General features: G+C 42.0%; 19 protein-coding genes. All 19 read right to left on the bottom strand.

Going from position 1 to position 23974, the window contains the following annotated elements; all coding sequences use genetic code 11:
* Positions 1–112: 112 nt before the first annotated feature.
* The gene (gltA, locus tag C4533_02775; GenBank protein RJP28731.1) at positions 113–1480 is read right to left on the bottom strand and encodes an NADPH-dependent glutamate synthase; all 1368 of its coding nucleotides are present in this window, start codon (positions 1478–1480) and stop codon (positions 113–115) included.
* Complete coding sequence (gene mgtE / locus C4533_02770) at positions 1481–2887, bottom strand: magnesium transporter (GenBank protein ID RJP28730.1); 1407 nt, start codon at positions 2885–2887, stop codon at positions 1481–1483. It abuts the gene before it with no gap.
* Positions 2877–3701 (bottom strand): sulfide/dihydroorotate dehydrogenase-like FAD/NAD-binding protein, encoded by an 825-nt coding sequence (locus C4533_02765; protein ID RJP28729.1) that lies wholly within the window; start codon positions 3699–3701, stop codon positions 2877–2879. Before C4533_02765 ends, mgtE begins: the two co-directional genes overlap by 11 nt.
* Entirely contained in the window at positions 3694–4746 is a 1053-nt protein-coding gene (locus C4533_02760) for an FAD:protein FMN transferase (GenBank protein ID RJP28728.1), read from the bottom strand. Before C4533_02760 ends, C4533_02765 begins: the two co-directional genes overlap by 8 nt.
* Before the next feature lie 129 nt (positions 4747–4875).
* A complete protein-coding gene (polX, locus tag C4533_02755; GenBank protein ID RJP28727.1) occupies positions 4876–6585 on the bottom strand; it encodes a DNA polymerase/3'-5' exonuclease PolX in 1710 nt (569 codons plus the stop codon).
* Between the two features lie 32 nt (positions 6586–6617).
* Positions 6618–7418, bottom strand: a complete 801-nt coding sequence (locus C4533_02750; protein ID RJP28726.1) for a hypothetical protein — start codon at positions 7416–7418, stop codon at positions 6618–6620.
* Positions 7419–7442: 24 nt separating this feature from the next.
* The gene (locus tag C4533_02745) at positions 7443–8384 is read right to left on the bottom strand and encodes a 2-dehydropantoate 2-reductase (protein RJP28725.1); all 942 of its coding nucleotides are present in this window, start codon (positions 8382–8384) and stop codon (positions 7443–7445) included.
* A gap of 25 nt (positions 8385–8409) precedes the next feature.
* A complete protein-coding gene (recO, locus tag C4533_02740) occupies positions 8410–9198 on the bottom strand; it encodes a DNA repair protein RecO (GenBank protein ID RJP28724.1) in 789 nt (262 codons plus the stop codon).
* The gene (gene ybeY / locus C4533_02735) at positions 9195–9707 is read right to left on the bottom strand and encodes an rRNA maturation RNase YbeY (GenBank protein ID RJP28723.1); all 513 of its coding nucleotides are present in this window, start codon (positions 9705–9707) and stop codon (positions 9195–9197) included. Before ybeY ends, recO begins: the two co-directional genes overlap by 4 nt.
* The gene (locus tag C4533_02730) at positions 9550–10944 is read right to left on the bottom strand and encodes an HDIG domain-containing protein (GenBank protein RJP28722.1); all 1395 of its coding nucleotides are present in this window, start codon (positions 10942–10944) and stop codon (positions 9550–9552) included. Before C4533_02730 ends, ybeY begins: the two co-directional genes overlap by 158 nt.
* On the bottom strand, positions 10919–11875 hold the full coding sequence (locus tag C4533_02725) for a PhoH family protein (protein ID RJP28721.1): 957 nt from the start codon (positions 11873–11875) through the stop codon (positions 10919–10921). The genes C4533_02730 and C4533_02725 overlap by 26 nt, the downstream gene beginning before the upstream one ends.
* Before the next feature lie 2 nt (positions 11876–11877).
* Entirely contained in the window at positions 11878–12405 is a 528-nt protein-coding gene (locus C4533_02720; protein RJP28720.1) for a LysM peptidoglycan-binding domain-containing protein, read from the bottom strand.
* Complete coding sequence (gene aspS, locus C4533_02715) at positions 12398–13798, bottom strand: aspartate--tRNA ligase (GenBank protein ID RJP28719.1); 1401 nt, start codon at positions 13796–13798, stop codon at positions 12398–12400. Before aspS ends, C4533_02720 begins: the two co-directional genes overlap by 8 nt.
* Positions 13799–13800: 2 nt before the next feature.
* Entirely contained in the window at positions 13801–15048 is a 1248-nt protein-coding gene (locus C4533_02710; GenBank protein ID RJP28718.1) for a histidine--tRNA ligase, read from the bottom strand.
* 21 nt (positions 15049–15069) lie between these two features.
* Complete coding sequence (locus C4533_02705) at positions 15070–15342, bottom strand: integration host factor subunit beta (protein RJP28717.1); 273 nt, start codon at positions 15340–15342, stop codon at positions 15070–15072.
* Positions 15343–15764: 422 nt separating this feature from the next.
* Positions 15765–19199, bottom strand: coding sequence for a DNA polymerase III subunit alpha (locus C4533_02700; GenBank protein ID RJP28716.1), 3435 nt, complete (start codon positions 19197–19199; stop codon positions 15765–15767).
* A 167-nt stretch (positions 19200–19366) separates the two neighbouring features.
* Positions 19367–20908 carry a glutamine-hydrolyzing GMP synthase gene (locus tag C4533_02695; GenBank protein ID RJP28715.1) on the bottom strand — a complete coding sequence of 514 codons (1542 nt, stop codon included), beginning with the start codon at positions 20906–20908 and terminating at the stop codon, positions 19367–19369.
* Positions 20905–22065, bottom strand: a complete 1161-nt coding sequence (locus C4533_02690) for a GuaB3 family IMP dehydrogenase-related protein (GenBank protein RJP28714.1) — start codon at positions 22063–22065, stop codon at positions 20905–20907. The genes C4533_02695 and C4533_02690 overlap by 4 nt, the downstream gene beginning before the upstream one ends.
* A 260-nt stretch (positions 22066–22325) precedes the next feature.
* Positions 22326–23963: a chaperonin GroEL gene (gene groL / locus C4533_02685; protein RJP28713.1), complete on the bottom strand. Its 1638-nt coding sequence runs from the start codon at positions 23961–23963 to the stop codon at positions 22326–22328.
* Positions 23964–23974 lie beyond the last annotated feature (11 nt).

Below are 23974 nucleotides of genomic sequence, written 5' to 3'. Positions count from 1 at the left end.
CATTATTAGTTCATGGTTGATGGTTCAAAGTTCATAGATTAGTTCAGAGTTCATGGACGTAAGGACAGCTCTATGAACTATGAACAATGAACTATGAACCAATACAGTGAACTTATATTTTATTAATATACTTCTCTATCTCTACAGCCGCTTTCTTACCTGCCCCCATCGCTGAAATTACAGTATCGGCGCCGGTAACAATATCACCTCCGGCAAAAACACCTGGGATAGAAGTCATCATATTATCATTAACCTGTATGGTGCCGTCAGCATTCATTTTAATCCCGGGAACCGTTTTAGGCAACAGAGGATTTGGGCTCTGGCCTATGGCGACTATTACAGTATCTGCCTCAATAATAAAATCCGAATCTTCTACAGGTAAAGGCCGCTTCCTTCCCGAAGCATCGGGCTCACCTAGTTTCATCTTTATGCATTTTAATCCGATTGCGAAACCGTTTTTGTCCATCAGGATTTCCTTAGGCTGCGATAGCAAGAAAAATTTGACGCCCTCTTCTTTTGCATTCTGGACCTCTTCGACCCTGGCCGGCATCTCAACTTCGGTCCTGCGGTAAACCAGAGAAACACTTGCCCCTAAGCGAAGTGCAACCCTGGCTGAATCCATTGCAACATTGCCTGCGCCGATTACCGCTACCTTCTTTCCGATAGCTATCGGTGTTGCGTATTCCGGAAATTTATAAGCCTTCATTAAATTTACCCTGGTAAGAAATTCATTCGCAGAGTAAACTCTCTTTGCGCTTTCTCCGGGAATATCAAGGAACTGTGGCAGGCCTGCTCCAGTGGCTATAAATACAGCTTTGTAACCCTCTTGAAAAAGGTCTTTAATACTGAAAGTGTTGCCTATTAAAATACCGGGCTTTATTTCCACACCCAAACTACGGATATAATCAAGTTCATTGGCAACTATTTGTTTTGGCAGCCTGAATTCAGGTATCCCGTAAGTCAAAACCCCGCCGGCAAAATGCAGTGACTCAAAGACTGTTACCTTGAATCCAAGTTTTGCCAAATCCGCAGCGCAAGTCAATCCTGCGGGCCCGCTTCCGACAACAGCAACCTTTGTGCCTGCGCCGGTTGCCGAGCCTTCAAGATGTTGCTTATTTTCTAACTCGTAATCCGAAGCATATCTTTCAAGCGCACCGATATTAATCGGGATTTTCTTTTTGTTCAATATACAGGCGGCTTCACATTGGTCCTCCTGCGGACAAACCCGGCCGCAGACAGCAGGAAGATTATTTCTCTCCTTAATCTTACTAAGCGCCTCCTTACGTTTTCCTTCTTTAATCAACTTAATAAAAGCAGGGATATTAATCTGGACGGGACAGCCTTTTACACATGCGGGCTGTTTACACTGAAGGCATCGCTTAGCTTCAGCTTCAGCCTGCTCTTTAGAATAACCTAAGGCCACTTCAAAAAAGTTACTGATACGCTTTTTTGGTGGCTGCTGTGGGACTTTATTACGCATTTAGAAATTCAGCGCCGGAATAAACGCTTGAGCAATTTTAAAATAAATAATCAATCCAACAACATCAACAACGCTGGTAGTTATCGGGCCTGCCAAAGATGCAGGATCAAGGCCGATCTTCTTGGAGAAAAGCGGCAGAAATACCCCTGTGCAGATAGCAAGTATCGCTATTGCCACCATGCTTAAGCCTACTACAAGGGCTATATGAAAATCTTTCTGTAGAAGCAGGGCTCTTGCAAAAGCAACCGAGCCTATAATAATACCCATAAGGAAAGCAGAAGAGAATTCCAGCCTTATTACTTTAAAAACATTCTTAAAATTTACATCCCCTGTTGCCAAGCCTCTTATAATGGTAATGGATGTCTGCGCTCCGGCATTTCCTCCTGTATCAAGCAGCATTGGTATGAAGAATGTCAGCGCTACAACCGCGCTTAAAGTATGCTCAAAATTCTTCAATACTGTGCCTGTCAAAAAATCAAAAATCAACAGAAGGACCAGCCAGCCTGCCCTTCTTCTGACTAATTCAAAGGTAGTTGCAGAAGCATAGCTGATTATTTCACCGCCCCTGGCATCCATCTTACCTATTTCATATATATCTTTAGTGGTCTGTTTCTCCATTTCTGCGACAATATCATCAACAGTTATTATCCCTACCAGTATTCCGTTATCATCAATCACTGCCGCATCCAATAAATCATACTGCTTAAACCATGCTGCTACATCTTCTTTGGTGGTATTTGGATAGATCTTAATAAAACCGTTTGTGCCCATTATATCTTTAACAAGTATATCCGGAGGCGCCTTCAAAAGATCCTGGAGAGAAATATGGCCAAGAAGCTTGCGGTTATCATCAGTAACAAAAACAGAATAAATATTCTCCCGGTAATCAGCACGCAGGTTCTGCTGTATTGAGATTATTGCATTCTTTGCAGTCATATCCTTTTTTAAAGAAACAAAATCTGTAGTCATAAGGCTGCCTGCTGTGCCCTCTTCATAAACCATAAGGTTCTTCAAATCCTGGGCCTCTTCCTTATTTATCAATGCAAAAAACTTTCTGAATACCTTGCTTGGCAATTCTTTAAAAAGGTCAGCCCGTTCATCTGGGGCCATTTCATTTATGATCTGGGAAACTTCCTGGCTCTCCAGATTATTTAATATATAATTCTGGTCGTCAAACCTTAGGTTCTCAAAAACCTCAACGGCTTTTTTTGTTCCCAACAGCCTGAAAACCAGTATTTTTTCCGCGGGCTCAAGAGACTTTAAAATCTCGGGCAGGTCCAATGAATGTACTGTCTTTAAAAACTCTTTCAGGCTGTTAAAATCCTTGGCCTGAAGTAATTCTTTTATTTCAGGCAGGAATAACGCATAAACCTTGATATTTCTGTTTTGGGTAACTTTAGTCTGCATTTTTTTCTTCTTCTTTAAATTGCCCCAACCTGTTACTTAAATCATCAAAATCAACCTGATGGCCGTCAAAATCAGGGCCGTCAACACATCCGAATACCGTCCTGCCTTCTACTTTACAACGGCAGGAGCCGCACATACCTGTAGCATCGACCATGATCGGATTGAGGCTTACAATTGTCTTTATGCCGGATTTTCTGGTCAATTCTGACACTGCCTTCATCATCATGACAGGACCGACACAATATACTAAATCAGGTTTAATATTACGTCCAGCATTTTCTTGGCCGTTGATAATCTTTTCTAAGACGTCTGTGACGAAGCCTTTATCGCCATATGAACCGTCGTCTGTGGTTATAAAAAGCTTATCTGAAATTTTACTTATTCTCTCCTCTAAGATTAACAGGCCTTTATTCCTGGCGCCGATTACAGTTGTTACATTATTCCCTTCAGATTTAAAAAGCCTGATAACCGGATAAATCTCGGCTATTCCTACCCCTCCGGCTACACAAATGATTGTTTTTGACTGAATTGGCCTGGTAGCATGGCCTAAAGGGCCTAAGACATTAAACAGGATCTGGCCTACACCCATTTCTCCAAATTTTCTTGTTGTGAAGCCGACTTTTTGAAAAATCAAAGTTATTGTGCCTTTTTCTGCATCCCAGTCAGCGATTGTTAAAGGCACGCGCTCTCCTTTTTCGTCAATGACAACAGCTACAAATTGCCCGGCGTTGGCTTTAGCCGCAATTTGAGGCGCCTCGATTTCGATTCGCACAATTTCTTTATTTAAGTTTTCTTTATCTATGATCTTAAACATCGTCTTTGGATATTATTATCACCCGGCCTGAATTATATTTCTTAGCAAGCTCCAAGCCTTCTTTTCTGCCTAAAACAAAAATACTTGTTGCCAGCGCATCCGCTGTAAGGCAATCATCAGCTACTACAGTCACCGAAACAACCCCTGAATCAGCCGGATATCCTGTCTTAGGATTGAATATATGAGAAAAACGCTTTCCGTTGTTTATAAAGAAATTCTCGTAATCTCCGCTGGTAACAACAGCTTTATCTTCTATGTTAAGGTATTCAATATACCCGCTTCTGCGGGGGTTATTTACAGCTACCCTCCAGGGACGGCCGAACTTTTTCCCCAGGCAATAAATATCGCCCCCTGCATTAATCAAACAGCTATTTATGCCTGCATTCTTTAATTCTTTGACCGCGCGATCAACAGCATATCCTTTTGCAATCGCCCCGAAATCCACCTTCATGCCTGCAACCTTAAAATATATTAGATTACTCTTAATATCAACTTTGTCAAGGCCTACCTTAAGAAGGGCCTCGCTGATTTTGGCATCAGGGGGCCTGATGTATTCTTTTTCTGTAAAACCCCAGGCATCCATTAACGGGCCGATAGTTACATCAAAAGCACCCCCGGAATCCTCCCAGAATTTTCTTGCCTTTTCTGCAACAAAAAACAGCTCTTTTGAAGGAGCAATCCTGCCATTATGATTTAGCAATGCCACCTGGCTATCCGCTTTATATTTGCTAAAAATGGATTCTACCCTCTTTATTTCATTAAAAACAATTGCCGGCGCCCGAGTGTCAGGAGAAATAACTTCAACAAAAGTCCCCATCAAAACCATCTTTTCTCTGTATAATTCACTCTCCTGGCATCCGGAGAGAAATAGAGCAGACAATAAAACAATAATTGGTAAAGTAGCCTTGTGCGCGGAGCAAAGTGGACGGAGCGCAGAAACAAGAAAATAACGCAAAATAAGTCTCAATCCGTGAAATGTGAATAGTGAACTCAAGATTTTTGTGTCCTTGTGTCGTGTGTCTTTGTGACTAACTACTCTAGTCATTTCTATGAACCATGAACTGTGAACAAATGCAGCTTTCAGCTATCCGCTCTCAGCTATCAGCCATACTGTGTGGCCCGTTAACTGTAGACTAAGAGATTCTCGATGCTCGATATTAGTTATGAGCTGCTTTCATTTCCTTATCTTCTTAAGTAACTCATCTAAAGTGAGCGTATTTATGACATCTTCCTTTTTAAGCCACGCCCTTCTGGCAACGCCGACTCCGAACTTTATTGATTTCAAATGCCCTATATCATGCGAATCAGTATTTATGGCCAGCTTTACTCCGGATTCAGCCGCACGCCTTGCATCATGGGAATCCAGGTCAAGCCTTTGGGCAAAGCTATTGATTTCAAGTGTGGTGTTAGTATCTCTGGCCACGCTTAACACTTTCTCCCAATCTACATCGTAAGAAGGTCGCACACCCCATAATCTCCCAGTAGGATGCGCGATGATATTCACATATTTATTATTGCATGCCCTTACTAATCTGCTGGTTATTTGAATCCGTGCCTGTTTGAACCCGGTATGGATAGCAGCTACTACAATATCAAACTCTTTCAATATATCATCATCATAATCAATATTGCCTTCAGAATCAATATCAACCTCCGTGCCGTAAAGCACTCTGAAATTATTCAATTTAGAATTTATCTTATCGATCTCTTTTTTCTTTTTACGCAAATCACCTATTGATAATCCTCCGGCAACTTTTAAACTCTGGGAATGATCGGTTACAGCTATATATGAATACCCCGCTCCTTTTGCCGCATAAGCCATCTCTTCTATGCTGTTAATGCCATCAGACCATTTAGAATGAACATGCAGGTCGCCTTTTATATCCTTATCCTGGATCAAAATTGGCAATCCAGATTTAATTGCCAGTTCTACTTCCCCTGTGTTTTCGCGCAACTCAGGTTCTACATAATCGAGGCCTAATACCTTAAAAACACCTTTTTCATCTTTACCGTAAATTAATTTATTGCCCCTGTATATTCCGTATTCATTAATCTTCAGCTTCTTTTTTATCGCTAGCTGCCGGAGTTTTATATTGAAATCTTTTGATCCTGTAAAATATATAAGCGCAGCGCCATAGGATTCATTTTTTACTACCCTACAGTCAACCTGCACACCGCCTTTTGTTATTACCGAGCTTTTCGTTTCTCCTTTGGCTAAAACCCGGTTAACCGAAGGAGCTTTCAAAAATGCCTGCATAACCTTCCCCGGGTTTTTCGAAGTAACTAAAATATCTATATCCCTTATGGTCTCTTTTTTTCTCCTTAGGCTGCCGGCGACTGAGATTTTATCTACTGCCGGTATGGCACTAAGATATTTTATAAAGCCATCAGACACGTTATAGGCTTCCGGCAAAAGCATTCTTTGACGGCCTTCCTTAAAAAGAGCTATTCCTTTTTTAATATTCTCTACGGTTTTGCCTTTTATGCCGGGCAATTTCAGGAGCCTGCCTTCAGATATGGCATTTTCCAGGTCGGCTATACCTTTTATGCCCAGTTTGTCGTACAAAAGCCTGGCAGTCTTGGGCCCGATTGAAGGGATATTAAGAATTTCCAGCAACCCTTCGGGTATACTTCGTTTTAAATCTTCATAAAACTTAAGTTTACCCGTAGAAAATATTTCTATTATCTTTGCAGAAAGGTCCTTGCCGATACCGGGTATCTCTTGAAGCTTATCCTCATTAACATATTCTTCAAGGTTTCCGCTAAAACCCTCTATCACCTCTGCGGCCCGTGTATATGCCCGTATACGAAAGATATTTTCTCCCTTTATCTCAAGAATATTAGCGATATCCCTGAATATATTTGCAATTAAGGTGCTTTCCATATTACAAAGGGTTGGGTGTTTTTATGGTTTTATTATTGAAGGTTTTTTAATTTATCTATACCCGGCTCTATCTTGACGGCCTTCTGCCTGTAAAACTCCGCCTTTTCCATATCGCCTTTCTTCTTATAAGCCTGCGACAGCCTCATATAGGGGGTTGAAAATTGAGGCGAGAGTTTAATGGCGATCTCAAGATGCTCAATTGACTTATCAACGTTGCCGCCCATGATCTGAGGAGCCAATAAAAAATACGTGCCTAACCCAAGATGGACCTCAGGCAATTCAGGAGAGATTTCGAGCGCTTGGATAAAATATTTTTTTATATTCACTGCAAAAAATAATTTATCAATCATTGCCGAACTGTTGATCCTTTTTGCATTTATAGAACCGATCAAAATATACACCATTGCACGGTTCTGGCTGCTTAGATCCTTTTGCCCCAAACATTGTTTTAATAAGCGTGTTGCTTCATCTAATTTAGAATCATTATAATATATATAAGCTAAAGAAATCTGGCTTAAGGTATGATCAGGGTCCTTTGCTAATACCTGTTCAAGCAATTCTTGCGATTCTTTAAAATCATACCTTCTGCGTAAAACTTCCGCCTTTGCCCAGATGGCAAAATTATTCTCAGGGTCAGTTCTCAATATTCTCTGCGCCCTGTTAAAGGCGGTCTTATCTTCCCTGTTTTTGAGGTCGGTTAATATCTGTTTCTCTGCTGATTCAAAATCGCGGCTTTTGCTAAGGAAACCTACGGTAGGATTAATTAAAAAAAAGCGCAGCAGCAAACCGAACCCAGCAAGAATCATAAAAAAAATAATGCTTTTTTTTATCATAACAAAACACCTGCCGGGGCTTTATCAGCTACGGCTGTTTTCTACTACTGATTCGTAACCGGATTCGATCGTTTTAACTAAATCAACTAAAAGAGAATTAACAGGCGTTGGAATTGAGAGTTCCTGCCCTAATCTCACAACTACCCCATTTATATAATCTATTTCTGTCTTCTTTTTATTCAGCACGTCCTGCAGCATCGAAGAGATGTTCTGTGCAGTAGACTCGCAGACAGCTTCTACTTTTGCAAGCGGGTCATCATAAATAAGTTTGACTCTTTTCCTTTTTGCAATGCGCACAGCCTCCGAAACAGCTGCCCTTAATATCTTACGGGTCCCTTCAAACTCGATCAATTTTCCATTCTTCATCCTGGTAAGGGCAGATATTGCATTTATGCCGACATTTACTATCAGCTTAGACCATAAAACTGATTTTATATCTCTTGATATTTTAATCTCCAGGCCCGCCTTATTAAATAACTCCCTTATGGAGCGTATTTCTACCGTGGTCCTGCCGTCGATGAACCCGATTACTGTTTCACCCTTACCTGCATGGCGGACATGGGCAGGTTTAATAAGCGTAGCTCCCTGGCTGGTAGCGCCTCCCATAACCATATTCTCACCGATAATTTCGCTGATGACTTCAATATTACCGATGCCATTTTGCAATGTCAGGACGACAGTATTTTTATGGAGTAAAGGCTTGGCTGAGAGCACGGCTTTCTTGGTATCATAAGATTTTACACAGATAAGCACCAGGTCAGCCTTATCTACTTCGGAAACATCCACTGTTGCTTTTACTTTTGCGTTCCAGCTGCCCGAAACACCTTCAATACTGATACCGTGCTTATTGATAATAGCAGATCGTTCTTTATCTTTTTCCAGGACCCATACCTCTTCTTTGGTTTTAGATAACATAGCTGCCAAAAGACTGCCTATGGCCCCTGCGCCAACTATAACTATTTTCATATATTGCCTCCAAACATAATTCTTCTTAAACTGCCAAAGGAACTCTTGAATCGTTAAGCTTATTGGCTACCTTCTGCGATTTTAAACTTCGCCCTAAATGGAAATTAAGGAATGTGTTTAGAATAAGTTCTAATTCACGCTTAATCTGCGGGTTCATCCCGAGGTTAAGGTTGCTCTTTAAATCGTTGCGCTCTATGTGCAAGATAGAGGCTACCGTGCCTCTGAACACCGAACGGGAACTCGTATCTTTGGTAAAACACCTGCTGCATAATAAGCCGCCTAATACCAGACTGAATTTTGAATCACCCAGTATCTTTCCCTGGCAGGAAACACAAGAGTCGAAATTCGGCCTAAAACCCGAAAGGGAAAGAGTCTTTATTTTAAATATCGTTGTTATCTTTTCCGGGCTGCTCCCGTTGTTTATTTCCTTCAGACAATCCAGGGCAAGGTTAAAAACATCTTCATTGGGGTCCTCTATGGGCATTATAGCATCCAATAACTCCATCATCAGGCTGGAAGCTGCTATCCCGGGGATCTGACTCCTTGTATTATTGAAGTTGTCTCTTATATCGCACTGGCTTACCAAGTGCAGGGTGCTTTCCCTTTTCTGATAAAACAATATATCATTGTGTGAAAATATCTCTAATGTGCTTGCGAATTTCTTCGGCTCTTTTCTGATGCCCTTAAGCAGGCCTGATACCTTACCAAACTCTTTAGTCAGAAAATTCACTATAAGCGAGGTCTCCCTGAAATCCCATTTGTTCAGCACTATTGCTTCCGCTTTTAAAATCGGCATCTTGGGCCTTTCTATCAACTCAGATTAAGTTTGTTAAGTATATATTCGCAGCGCTTCTGCATCTTTAAATATCCGCTTTCTGTATCATCGCTATATCCGAGAATATGCAAAAGCCCGTGTACAAGATATAAGTAAACTTCAAAGAGTGCGCTCGTAGCATATTGCCTTGCCTGGCGGCTGGCTGTATCTGTAGATATTATAATATCGGCAACGGCAGAACGAGCGCCTGAACCTGATAAATCAAACGCCAAGACATCAGTCGCCTCATTTTTCCCCAAATATAGTTTATTAAGCCTTTTGATTTTATTGTCGCTGACAAAAGTAACCGACAGTTCCAACGGGTAGCGCGCCCTTTCCAGAGAAAGAGTCTTAAGCACTACTTTTCTTACCTTTGCTGGACTGACGCAGACTTTCTTCTGAAGGTTTTTTATAGCTATCTTCACTATTTGAATTTTTCTCCGGATAGGACACCCGAACGTGATATATGCCGCTGAGTATTCTAATAAACACCTTGGAAATATTCTCAAGGTCTTTTAGGGTGAGTTCGCATTCATCAAGCTGGCCGTCTATAAACTTATTATTGATAATTTTATGCACTTCCTCTTCAATCTTATTGGGTGAAAAATCCTTTAATGAGCGCGTAGCTGCCTCGACAGAATCAGCCAATAATACTATGGCTGTCTCCTTGGTAGCGGGCTTGGGCCCGGGATAACGAAAACCTTCTTCGTTGACTTCTTCGCCTCCGTCAACATTCTCAAGCGCCCTGCGGTAAAAATAATATACAAGGCTGTCACCATGATGCTGCTGTATAAAATCTATAAGCCTCCTATTAATCTTATATTTTTTTGCCAGGTCTACGCCTTCTTTTACATGGTTCATTATAACCAGCTTACTCATGGATGGGGACAAATCTTCGTGTTTACTCCTATCCAACTGCTGGTTCTCGCTGAAATATTCAGGCTTATCGAGCTTGCCGATATCATGATAATATGCCCCGACCCGGGATAATAAAGCGTTTGCCCCTACGGCAGAACACGCGGCCTCAGCAAGATTGCCCACGATCAAGCTATGATGGTAAGTGCCTGGTGCTTCCATTATCATCCTCTGCATAAGAGGGTGATTGAAATCGGCTAATTCAAGTAGGCTGATATTTGTAATTGTGCCAAAAAGATATTCAAATATCGGCAAGACTCCCAATACAACCACGCTTGAGATAATACCATTGATAAACAGCACCGTATACCTACTCGGGTCACCAATACTAAACCTGTCAATGATCAGCAAGAGCGCAACCTGTAGTACCCCTATTATTATGCCGGTCCTGATTATCACCATACGCCTGCGCAAACCGAAAACAAAGATACCTGAAGCTACACCGCTGATCAAGAATAGCAGCCCGAGGTTAAGGTTATTGCCATAAAGAGAAGCCACGGAGAAAGCATAAGACAAGCTTAAAAGAAAAGATACTTCAAGATTATTATATAATATGGCTGCCAGCATGGGTATCACGCAGAAAGGGATCAGGAAAACAGAAAGCCTGTTATTCAAAATAAAATAGCTGGTGGCAAAACCTATCAGATAGAGCAGGCTTAACTCCAGCAAGCTTTCTTTTTGGTATATTGTCTTACGGTATTTAAAATACGTGGCCAGGGTAAGTATAAAAACCGGCACTATAAGATTTATGCCGACGATATAGCCGACTATCAAAATCAAAATAGAGATAAAGAAAAACTTAGCTTTATTTATTACGGCTTGTTTTATCATAAGCTTCGATTATCCTTTGCACTAAAGCATGCCTTACAACATCCAGGCCGCTGAATCTGATGAACTTTATCCCTTCTATTCCGGAAAGTATATCCTGGGCCTGCAATAAACCTACGGGCCTACCTTCAGGAAGATCGCTTTGCGTTATATCCCCGGTAATCACGGCCTTTGAATCAAAACCCAGGCGGGTCAGAAACATCTTCATCTGTTCGGCTGTGCAATTCTGCGCTTCATCCAGGATGATAAATGCTTCATTTAAAGTCCTCCCGCGCATATAAGCCAAAGGCGCAACTTCGACAATCCCCGTTTCAAGGTATTTTTCAATGACCTCGGCATCCATCATATCATACATCGCATCATACAAAGGGCGCAGATAAGGGGATATCTTCTCTACCATATCCCCGGGCAGAAAACCCAGGGACTCCCCGGCTTCAATAGCAGGGCGCGTGAGTATTATCCTGCGCACCTCATGCTTCTTGAGCGCCTCAACCGCGGCAGCCATGGCAAGATACGTCTTGCCTGTCCCCGCCGGCCCGATGCCAAAAACAATATCATATGCTCTGATGGCCTGAACATACTCCTGCTGGCCTTTTGTCCTTGGCCCGATACGCTTACCCGCGGAAGAACAAGTAAGTGATGGCATGCTCAACAGATCCGATACATAGCCTTTTGATCCGTTCTTATACCCGGATATCAGATCTTTTACCTCTTCCGGCCCTAAAATATTTCCATTTCGTAAGCCGCCAAGTATGCTTTCTATCAGGCTAGCAGACTTTTTTATATTATTTGCAGCACCTTTTATTTTAAGATGCTCATTACGAACAGTTATCTTTACTTTAAATTGCTTCTCTATAGACTTCGTATTCTGATCATTGGGCCCGAATAATAGCTTAGCTTCATCATGAGTACAAAGCCTTATATTTTTTTCCATTTTTATTTGATCTTAACCGCCGGCTCCTTCATATTTTCAACAGGGACCATTATTGTCTGGCCGGGATATATCCGATCCGGGCTTTTTAAAGCTTCTTTATTTGCTTCAAATATCTTATTCCATTTCTTAGTCGTCCCATAGAATTTCTGGGATATCTTTTGTAAAGTATCATTCTTCTGCACTACATACTCTTCATAATTTAAGGCTTCAGCGGTTTCCTGAACAGGCATACTTTCCCCTTCAGTATAATCAACAGCCGCCTCTTCCATAGTTACTGGCGTTTGTGCGGCCTTACCACCTTTCTTGGCTTTTGCCGGAAAACCCAGTTCAATCTCGACTACCCTGGTCGTCCTTTCTGTCTTACGCACTTTTGTCTCCTCATAAGGAGCCTCGCCCTTAAGATATCCCCTGTTTCCTGCTGACAGGTCTTGATCCACTCTGTCTTTTGTAAGAGGGTAAGTCCTGACCACACATCCCGAAATAATAAAAACAGATGCAAGCAATATTGTTCCGCTCAGCTTCTTATCCATTTTTTCCTCCTTTTTTTCTGACCTCAATGGCCAGCTCCTTTAATTGTTTTTCATCGACTTCAGAAGGCGCGCCTGTTAACGGGCATATTGCCTGAGAAGTCTTAGGAAAAGCGATAACCTCTTTAATACTCTCCTGCCCGGCAAGAATTGCAGCCAGCCTATCTAAACCAAAAGCCACACCCGCATGAGGAGGGGCTCCATACTGGAATGCCTCCAGAAGAAAACCAAACCTTCTGTAAGCCTGTTCTTTATCAATACCGATTATATCAAAAATTTTCTCCTGCAGCGCCTGGTTATGTATCCTTATCGATCCGGAACCGAGCTCCATCCCGTTTAAAACGAGATCATACGACCTTGATTTAACTGCCGCTGGGTCAGTTTTAAGCAGATCCAAAGAATCTTTGCTTGGGGCGGTAAACGGATGATGCTCGCTCTCCCATCTCTTCTCCTCCTCATTAAACTTGAACAAAGGGAATTCATTAACCCATGCAAAAGCAAACTCAGAGTTCAATACCTTTCTTAAGTCTGGTTTATCAGTTGCATACTTTTCCTGTGCTTCTTTATAACTTAAACGGGTAAAAGGCGTCTTTATATCTACCCCCTTTAATTCTTTAAAAATAACCTTCATCAATTCTTCTATGAGCAAATATATATCATCTTCTTCGACAAACGACATCTCAATATCCAGCTGGGTGAATTCCGGCTGGCGGTCAGCACGCAGGTCTTCATCCCTGAAACACTTAGCAATCTGGTAATATTTGTCTGCCTGGGAAACCATTAATATCTGTTTAAATAACTGCGGTGACTGCGGAAGGGCAAAGAAATTTCCCGGATTTACACGCGAAGGTACCAGGTAATCCCTGGCCCCTTCCGGTGTGGATTTTGTTAATACGGGTGTCTCGAATTCCAGAAAACCCTTGGCATCCAGGAAAGAATGTATAATTTTAAATAAATTATGCCTCATTACAAAATTATTTAAAACCGTTTCTCTCCTTAGATCAAGATAGCGGTATTTAAAGCGGAGCTCTTCAGTGATCTCCGAATTATCGCTTATTTCAAATGGCGGATTCAAGCTGGGATTCAGCACTTCCATATCTTTTACTAAAATTTCGATTTCTCCGGTACTGATTTTAGGATTCAGGTTGTTCTTAGGCCGGTTGTTAACTATGCCGGTTACCCTTATTACAAATTCATTACCGAGACCTTTTGCTTTTTCATAAGCCTGGCCGGATTCTTTGGGTATAAATACAATCTGGGTTATGCCATACCTGTCTCTTATGTCAATAAATATAAGTTTACCGTGGTCGCGCCTGTTCGCTACCCAGCCGCAAAGGGCTACTGTCTTACCGGAATCATTCAGGTTCAGCTCACCGCAAGTATTCGTCCTTAACATACTCAATTCATCCTGGCTTTAAACTCGTTCAATAACTGGCTTTCTTTTATACTTATCTGCTGGCTATTAGCCATATCTTTCAAGGTTAAAACTCCTGCTTTTAGCTCGTCTTCGCCGATTATCAAGGCAAATTTTGCATTAAGATTATTGGCAACGCGCATAGCCGCCTTTAAAGTCTTGTTTTCGTAATCTGTATCGCAGGCAATATTATTAGCACGTAAAAAACCCAGTATTTCAACCGCTTTATCTCGCGCCTTTTCCCCTAAAGCGATGATATAAACAAGTTTATTAGTAATCTGCTCCTCTTGCCGGCCAAGGGCCAGTATCATCCTTTCCACGCCCAAGGCTAATCCAACAGAACCAACGTCCGGCCCGCCTAAGTTCTTTACAAGGTCGTCATATCTTCCGCCTGCGCCCAAGGCATCCTGCGCGCCTAAAGCATCGTGCCTGAATTCAAAAACTGTACGTGTATAATAATCAAGCCCGCGCACCAAGAAAGGGTTTACTTCAAATTTAATACCAAGGACGCTAAGGGAACCTTTCAGTTTCTTAAAATGTGTATCGCAATCAGGGCAAATATGACTGCCGCCTAAAGACAGACCCTTCAGGACGCTTTTACATTCTTCATTCTTGCAATCCAGTATCCTTAATATATTTACATCAAATCTTTTCCTGCAGTCTGCGCATAATTTATCAAGCTTACCCTTGATTTCTTTGCGTAAATAATCAGCTAATTTCTTACGGTCATTGGCACATCCTAAACTGTTTATATGTATCTTATAACCGGTTACACCGGCAGATTTTAACAATTTATCTCCGAGGGAGATGACTTCGGCATCAAGAAAGGGGTCATAAGAGCCTATTGTCTCACAGCCTATATGATGGAATTGCCTTAACCTTCCGCGCTGCGGCCTTTCATACCTGAACATCGGGCCGATATAAAATAACTTAATAAACCCGTTTGTTTTATCAAGGTTATTCTCGATATAGGCCCTTACTACGGAGGCTGTGCCTTCAGGACGCATAGCGTAAGAGGCATCTTCCTTTTTAATCACAAACATCTGCTTCTGCACAATATCAGCAGAGGCACCTAAGGTCCTGTTAAAAAGGGCTGCGTCTTCTAATAAAGGCAGGCGGATCTCATGATAATTATACAAATTGAATATATTTCTGCTTTGTTCTTCTATGTGAAGCCACAAACCTGCTTCCTGAGGTAATATATCTTTTGTTCCGGGGACTCTTTTTAGCATATCTTAGGAGAGGGGGAAAATTTAAATAACCTTCTTTTTCATTTCAAGGCCTGGTTTAAAAATGACCACTTTTCTTGGAGGGACGGGGACTACCTGGCCTGTACGAGGGTTCCTTCCGGTACGGCTTTTTCTTTGTTTTATCTTAAAAACACCGAAGTTACGCAGCTCTATCTTTTCTCCTCTTATCAGAGCTTCAATAATATAGTCAAAGGTCTTTTGGACGACCTTTTTTACCGCAATCTGTTTGATGTTGGTCTCATCGGATATTCTTAAAATAATATCTTTTTTTGTCATCTGTTCCCCCTTTTAAACAAGAACGCAGCCTTTAAATTAGCCCGTTATGTTTATAAGTATAATACCAACAGAAAGTTACGATGTCAACAAAAAAATGGATTAGTTAGTAGGTAAAGTAGGCTGGTTCACAGTTCATAGAGCATAGTTCATAGACATGAAGAGTATCTAGTCACAAAGACATCCTTCGGCTTGGTTCGACTTCACTCACCATAAAACGCTCAGGACTCCCTCGGCCTGAGCAGTGTCGAAGGCCTAAGGTCGCAAAATCACAAGAAAAGCATAGTTAAATCGTTGATTCGTTTAATAGTTTATTCGTTAATCCAGGCTTCTTCGGTTCAACGAACCAACTATTCAACTGGTAAACGCTATTCTGTGAACCGTGAACTATGAACCATGAACTAATCTACTTATGCCATTAATGTTTATATGGTAAGTGTCAGGCGGTCCTGGCCAATAAGATCTTCAATGCCCCTGATCAGCTCTTCCTTAGGCTCTACAAAAAAGCCCTCGCCAACGACCAATTTGACTTTTGATTTTGACGGAGTATCAATATGAAGATATATCGGAATATTGCCTCTTGAGTTTGTTAATAGCTCCTTCAAGCTTTCAAAAAGAGTGTCTTTCATGCCGGTAAGGTTAATATTTACCGCTGTAATTGATTTATATATTTGCTCAAAAGACAGCATATCATTAACAACTATCTTTGGCATATCCTCTTTAAGATTAAGCCTTCCTTTCACCAAAACGACGGTATTAGGCAGGATAAAACGGGATATTTTCTGGTATGCCTGAGGGAATATCAGCAATTCCACAACCCCTTCTAAGTCCTCGAGTTTTACTATTGCCATCTTCTCCTGTTTTGCGCGGGTAAGAGTCTGCTTTACCTTTGCGATAAGGCCGACTATCTTAACGTCCTGGCCATCCTCATGGGTAGCTAATGTGGACGTAGACGAAGAAACAAAATGCTTGAGTTGGCCGGCATAACGGGCTAAAGGATGGCCGCTTACATAAAAACCAAGCATCTCTTTTTCAAAAGACAATAACTGCGGCTCAGGCCATTCATGCACCTGCGGAAGGTTTATCATGTTGTTATCAAAAATGTCCTTGGTCAGTTTTACATCAAAGAAAGAAAGCTGCCCGGTAAGTTTCTCTTTTTGCATCTTTGAAGAAAACTCAATCAATCTATCTAAATTCGCGACCATCTGCGCCCTCGGAGTTTCAAATTCATCCATGGCACCGCATTTTATGAGGCTTTCTAAAACCTTCCTGTTAGACAGCCTTAGATCAATTCTCTGGCAAAGGTCATGCAGGCTCTTAAAGCGTGAATCAGCCCTGGCATTGATTATGGATTCTATCGCGCCCAGGCCGACATTCTTAACTGCTAAAAGCCCGAAGCGTATCGTTTTATCATCTACTACGCTAAATAGGGCATCGCTCTCATTAATATCCGGAGGAAGGACCTTAAGGTTCATCCTTGCGCACTCATTAATATATTCTACGATTTTATCCGTATTGTCACGCTCAGATGTCAATAGCGCAGTCATAAATTCAACGGGATAATTTGCTTTTAGATAGGCTGTCCGGTATGAGATCATAGCATATGCTGCGCTATGCGATTTATTAAAACCATAACCTGAGAAATATTCGATAAGGTCAAATATCTTGCTTGCGATACTCTCGCTTATTCCGTTATTTAGGCATCCGGATATGAATATTTTACGCTGCTGTTCCATAATTTCGGGGATTTTCTTACTCATTGCCCTGCGTAATAAATCTGCCTGGGTGAGAGTAAAACCGGCCAATACAGAAGCGGTCTGCATTATCTGTTCCTGATAAACCATAATCCCGTATGTTTCTTTTAATATAGGCTCTAACTTCTTGTGGGGATATTTTATTTCCACCCTGTTATGTTTACGCTGAATGAAATCATCGAGCATACCAGAGCCTATCGGGCCAGGCCTGTATAATGCCAGCAGGGCGATTAAATCTTCAAACCTTTCAGGTTGCAGCTTTCTAAGCAAATCCCTCATGCCCGAGCTTTCAACCTGGAAGACTCCTTCAGTCTGGGCACTGGATAATAAATGAAATGTCTTTTTGTCATCTAATGGTATGTCATCAATGTGGACATCTATATGTTTTACTCTCTTAATCAAATCAACTGTATGCTGAATTACGGTAAGGGTACGAAGCCCTAAGAAATCTACCTTAAGCAGGCCAACTTTTTCCAGAATACTCATGCTATAACCGCTGGTTATCTGGTCTTCCTGGGTTTTAAAAAGAGGCATATAATTATCTAAAGGCTTATCGGCAATAACAACACCGGCGGCATGGACAGATGCATGGCGGTTCAGGCCCTCAAGCTGCAGGGCTATAGTCATCAATTCTTTTATCTGCGGGTCGTTGTCATACATATTCTTAAGTTCTGCTTCCGAATCTAATGCCTGCTTTAAACTGATCCCCGGGTCCGGAGGTATCATTTTTGCAATACGGTCTACGTCGGCATAACTGATCCCCATTACCCTTCCCACATCCCTTACCACAGCCCTTGCCTGCATCGTCCCAAATGTTATGATCTGGGCGACATTTTCCTGGCCATACTTCTTAGTCACGTACTCTATGACTTCCTGCCTTCTCTCATAGCAGAAATCAATATCAATATCGGGTAGACCTTTGCGCTCAGGATTAAGAAACCTCTCAAATAGCAGCCCGTATTTTAACGGATTGATATCAGTGATCCCGAGAAGATAGCTTATAAGGCTGCCTGCTGCGCTGCCCCTTCCAGGGCCAGTGGGAATATTGTTCTTTTTGGCATAGTTAATGAAATCCCATACTATAAGAAAATAACTTATAAATCCTGCATCTTTTATTATTTTGAGTTCATGCTCAAGGCGCTCATTGATTTCCGGGGTTAGCCGGTTGAACCTTCTCTTTAACCCATCAGCGCAAAGATTACGCAAGAATTCTTCTTTATCCTCATTACCGGGGGTTTCATACCTGGGCAGATGTATCTTAGAAAAGTCAAGTTCAAGGTTGCAACGCGAAGCTATCTCCAGCGTATTTTGGATCGCCTCCGGAACATCCTTAAATACCTCTATCATCTCCTGGGGGGACCTGAAATAGAATTCGTTTGTCTGGAACTTCATCCTGTTAGGGTCATCAAGGGTGGATTGCGTCTGAATACAAAGCAATGCCTCATGGCTCCTGGCGTGATTTTTCGTAAGGTAATGCACGTCATTTGTCGCAACTAAAGGAAGGTTAAGCTCTTTTGCTATTTTAATCAGCCCCTCGTTTACGGTCTTTTGCTCAGGTATAGAATTGGCCTGTAATTCAAGGTAGAAATTATCTTTGCCTAAAATATGAGAATATTCATCTGCGGCTTTAAGCGCATCATTAAAGCGCCTTTGCTGGATCAACTGGGGGATTTCGCCTTTAAGGCAAGCGGTTAAACAAATCAGGCCTTTGGAGTGTTGTGATAAAATTTCTTTATCGATTCTGGGGCGGTAATAAAAGCCTTCCAGGTAACCGACTGAAACCAGCTTCATAAGATTATGATAGCCGATTTCATCTTTGGCAAGCATGATTAAATGATAAGAAGCCTCATCGATACCACTGGAACCCTTGTCTTTGCGGCTGCCGGGGGCAACATAAGTTTCGCATCCGATTATCGGCTTGATGCCGGCCCTCTGGGCCTCCATGTAGAAATCAACTGCACCGAACATATTTCCGTGGTCGGTTATTGTAAGGGAATCCATTTTATACTGCTTAGCCAAACCCAGTAGATCTGATATACGGCATGCGCCGTCAAGAAGGCTGTATTGGGTATGCAGATGTAGGTGGATAAATTCGCTTCGTGGCATATATTTAATAGTAGCTAAAATACGTTTATATGGGACACACGCCACAATGTCACAAGGTCACAAATAAACGTACAAAACTAAAATAAAAATCAATAATTTTGTGTCTTTGTGACTGGTGTCTTTGTGACTTCAGCTATGAATAATCAACTATGAATCTTGAGCTAATCTTACTCCCACTCTATCGTCGCAGGAGGCTTTGAGCTTATATCGTAGACTACGCGGTTAACACCTTTTACTTCATTTATTATACGATTGGATATTTTGCCGAGTAATTCGTACGGCAACTTGGCCCAATCTGCGGTCATTCCATCTGAGCTGGTTACACAACGAAGAGCCACAACGTTCTCATAAGTACGCTCGTCACCCATTACCCCCACGCTTTTAATAGGCAATAAAACCGCAAAAGACTGCCAGATTTGTTCATAGAGCCCAGCTTTCCTTACTTCATCCAGCACCCTGCGGTCAACTTCCCTGAGCAAATTAAGCCTTTCAATAGTAACCTCTCCAATTATCCTAATTGCAAGCCCGGGCCCGGGAAAAGGCTGACGGTTAATTATGACATCGGGTAAATTCATGTTCCTGCCGATCTGGCGGACCTCGTCCTTGAATAATTCACGCAAAGGCTCCAGTAATTTAAGCTTCATATGTGCAGGCAAGCCGCCGACATTATGATGTGTTTTTATCCTGCTTGAAGGGCCGCCAAAAGCTGAAACTGATTCAATAACATCAGGGTAAAGTGTTCCCTGCGCTAAATATTTTACTCCTTTTACTTTCAGAGCCTCCTCTTCAAAAACTTTAACAAATTCATTGCCGATTATCTTTCTTTTTTCTTCAGGGTCAGTTATCCCTTTAAGCCGCTCTAAGAAACGCTTGCTCCTGTCAACGTAATCAAGGTTCAAATGGAACATCTCCTTAAATACGCTTTTAATCTGCTGCGGCTCATCTTTTCTTAATACACCGTTATCAATAAAAATACACCTTAAATTTTTACCTATAGCCCTATGTATCAATAATGCTGCCACGGATGAATCAACGCCCCCGCTTAGGCCTAAAACAACTTTATCCTTGCCCACTGTTTTTTTAATATTTTCTATGCTTTCTTTTATAAACGACTGCATAGTCCAGCGCCCGGAACATCCGCAGACCCTGAATAAGAAATTGCTTATAATCTGGCTTCCCTTTTCGGTATGAGTAACCTCCGGATGGAACTGGACGCCATAGATCTTTGTTTTTTTATTTGAGATTGCAGCTATCGGGGCATTTAGAGTATGCGCAATCGCATGAAACCCGGAAGGTAATTTTTTAACAAGGTCTCCGTGGCTTGCCCAACATGTAATATTGCCTGGCATCTGGCTGAAGAGGTCACGGTTATCATCAATAAAAAGCTCGGCCCTGCCAAATTCACGATGCCGGCATTGCTTAACCTTGCCTGCGTTCATTTCGGTTATAACCTGCATACCGTAACAAATACCCAGAATAGGGATCTTCAGCTTGAATATTTTTTTATCAGGATACGGGCTCTTTTTACTGGTGACAGAGGCCGGGCCTCCGGATAAAATTATCCCTCTGGGAGCCATGCTTATTATCTCTTTAGCTGAAATATTGTACGGGACTATTTTGGAATAAACCTTATTCTCCCTTACCCGCCTTGCAATCAACTGTGTATACTGCGACCCAAAATCAAGTATAAGTATCGTCTGTCTTGTCATTTGCCCATCCCCACTCTTTGGCTGGCTTGAAATATCTTGCCTTCCGTCTGTATCGAAGGCGCTATTATAATTTCAACATTATGCATCTCTTTAATATTTGACGCGCCCAAAGACCCCATGGAGGTCTTTAATGCCCCGATTAAATTCTGTGAACCATCATCAACTTTTGCCGGGCCAAATAAAATTTCTTTTAATTTACCGGTTGTGCCTACATAAATACGCGTGCCTCTGGGAAGATTGACATTTGAAGTCGCCATTCCCCAATGATATCCCCTGCCGGGTGCTTCAATCGCCCTGGCAAAGCTCGAGCCGATCATAACGGCATCAGCTCCGGCAGCAAAGGCTTTACAAACATCCCCGCCTCTATTCATGCCTCCATCGGTTATAATCGGGACATACCTGCCTGTACTCTTCAAGTAAAAATCTCTTGCAGCAGCTGCATCAACAGTAGCTGTAACCTGAGGTACGCCTATACCCAATACTCCCCTTGTAGTACATGCCGCACCCGGGCCAACTCCTATCAACAAGCCAGATGCGCCGGTTTCCATAAGGGCCAAAGTCATTTCGTAAGTCACGCAATTACCGATTATTACTGGTATCTTAAATGTTTTACAGAACTTAGCCAGATTAAGGCTTTTATATTCTTTAGACAAATGTTTCGTGCTGGTTACGGTAGACTGTATGAATAAAAGGTCAGCTCCGGATGAGACCGCAATTTTACCGAATTTCTCTGCATGGGCGGGTATGCAGCTTACGGCAGCAGTGCCATTTTTATTCTTTATCTGCTTGATAATCCTAGAGATCAGCTTTTCTTTAATCGGCGTATTATAAATAGACTGTATTAACTGTGTTGCTTCTTCCGAAGAAGCAGCGGCTATCTTTTTTAAGACTTCATCGGCATTATCATACCTGCTCTGAACACCATCCAAATTTAATACTGCAATACCGCCTAGTTTAGACATTTCTACGGCAAACTTAGCATCAACTACCCCATCCATGGCTGCTGCAAGTATAGGTATTTTGAATTTTTTCCCTCCGATCTCAAAAGTAGTATCCACATCAGTAGGGTTTATAGTCCTGTCACCTGGTACGAGTGCTACCTCATCAAAACCATAACATCTTCTTGCCCGCCTGCCTATACCTATCCATTCTGCCATATCATTACCTCGCTTTATATAAATTATTTATTAACAATGAGTTAAAGACCTTCCTTTGCGCTATTTTTTTTAGGCTGGAATGTAAAATTTTATAATATTATTCAAGTTTTGTCAACATATTATTTTAGGACCGTTTCTCCTGCTCTCCATAGACCGTTTCTCCTGCTAACCAGAGAAGTGCCCCCGCTTATTAATTTCTCTAATAAAAAGGGGCAAGGATTTCTCCTTGCCCCTTTTTATTCAAGCCATATTCTGGCTTATCAATACATACCACCCATACCTCCACCCATACCACCAGGTGGCATAGGAGGCATCTTATCTTCCTTTTCAGGCTTATCTACTATTAAAGCCTCGGTTGTCAGCATCAAAGCGGCAATGCTTGCGGCATTCTCTAAAGCAGAACGGGTAACCTTTGTAGGATCAATTATCCCTGCTTCAATCATGTCTACATAATTGCCTTCTGACACATCCAAGCCTTCATTTGTCTTTCTCTTTTTCACTTCCTGCACTACAACAGAACCTTCAAGGCCTGCATTATGAGAAAGCTGTCTTAAAGGCTCTTCAAGCGCGCGCCTTACTATATCGGCACCTATCTTCTCATCGTTTTCAAGCTTCAATTTTTCTAAAGCCGGGATTGTCCTGATAAGCGCAACGCCGCCGCCGGGGATAATACCTTCCTCAACTGCTGCGCGAGTTGCATGAAGCGCATCCTCAACCCTGGCTTTTTTCTCTTTCATTTCTGTTTCTGTGGCAGCACCGACATTGATGACTGCAACGCCACCTGCCAATTTAGCAAGGCGCTCCTGCAGTTTTTCCTTATCGTAATCAGAATCAGTATCTTCGATCTGCTTACGTATCTGGTTAATCCTTGCGTTTATTCCTGTTGTCTTACCAGCGCCTTCAACAATGGTAGTATTCTCTTTGTCTATCTTTACCCTCTTGGCGCGCCCGAGGTCGTTTATATCAACATTCTCAAGTTTGATACCAAGGTCTTCGGTAATAGCCTTACCATTGGTCAATATAGCGATATCTTCAAGCATCGCTTTTCTTCTATCACCATAGCCTGGAGCTTTAACAGCACAAGCCGTAAAAGTACCTCTGATCTTGTTGACGACTAAGGTAGCTAAAGCCTCGCCTTCAACCTCTTCAGCAACTATTAACAGAGGTTTACCGCTGCGTGCTATCTTCTCCAACAAAGGCAATAGGTCTTTTAGAGAAGCTATTTTCTTTTCATGAATCAGTATATATGGGTCTTCTAAAAGGCACTCCATTCTTTCTGTATCTGTGACAAAATAGGGAGAAAGATATCCCTGGTCAAACTGCATACCTTCAACTACTTCAAGCGTAGTTGCCGTTGATTTTGCCTCTTCAACTGTAATTACACCGTCTTTGCCGACTTTATCCATCGCTTCGGCGATCTGGTCGCCTATAGTCTTGTCACAGTTTGCGGCGATGTAGGCAACCTGGGCTATTTCTTTCTTGTCTTTTACAGGAGTTGAAAGTTTTCTTAATTCTTCTACTATTTTTACTACCGTTTTTTCAATGCCCCTTTTTAAAGCCATGGGATTAGCTCCGGCCGTAACATTCTTTAAGCCTTCTCTAAAAATGGCCTCGGTCAGGACAGTTGCAGTAGTAGTGCCATCGCCTGCAACATCAGAAGTTTTTTCGGCAACTTCCTTGACCATTTGAGCACCCATATTTTCATACGGATCTTCGAGTTCTATTTCTTTAGCAACGGTTACACCGTCTTTAGTTATTGTAGGTGAACCGAACTTCTTATCGATTACCACATTACGGCCCTTAGGCCCGAGGGTAACCTTTACCGCTGCGGCTAGCTGCTCAACACCGCTGAGTATCTTTCTGCGGCCCTCATCCTTGAACAACAATTGTTTTGCCATGTAACTCCTCC

It is taken from the genome of Candidatus Omnitrophota bacterium, assembly GCA_003598025.1.
Lineage (GTDB): Bacteria > Omnitrophota > Gorgyraeia > Gygaellales > Profunditerraquicolaceae > Profunditerraquicola.
This window is presented reverse-complemented; position numbering and strand designations above follow the sequence as displayed.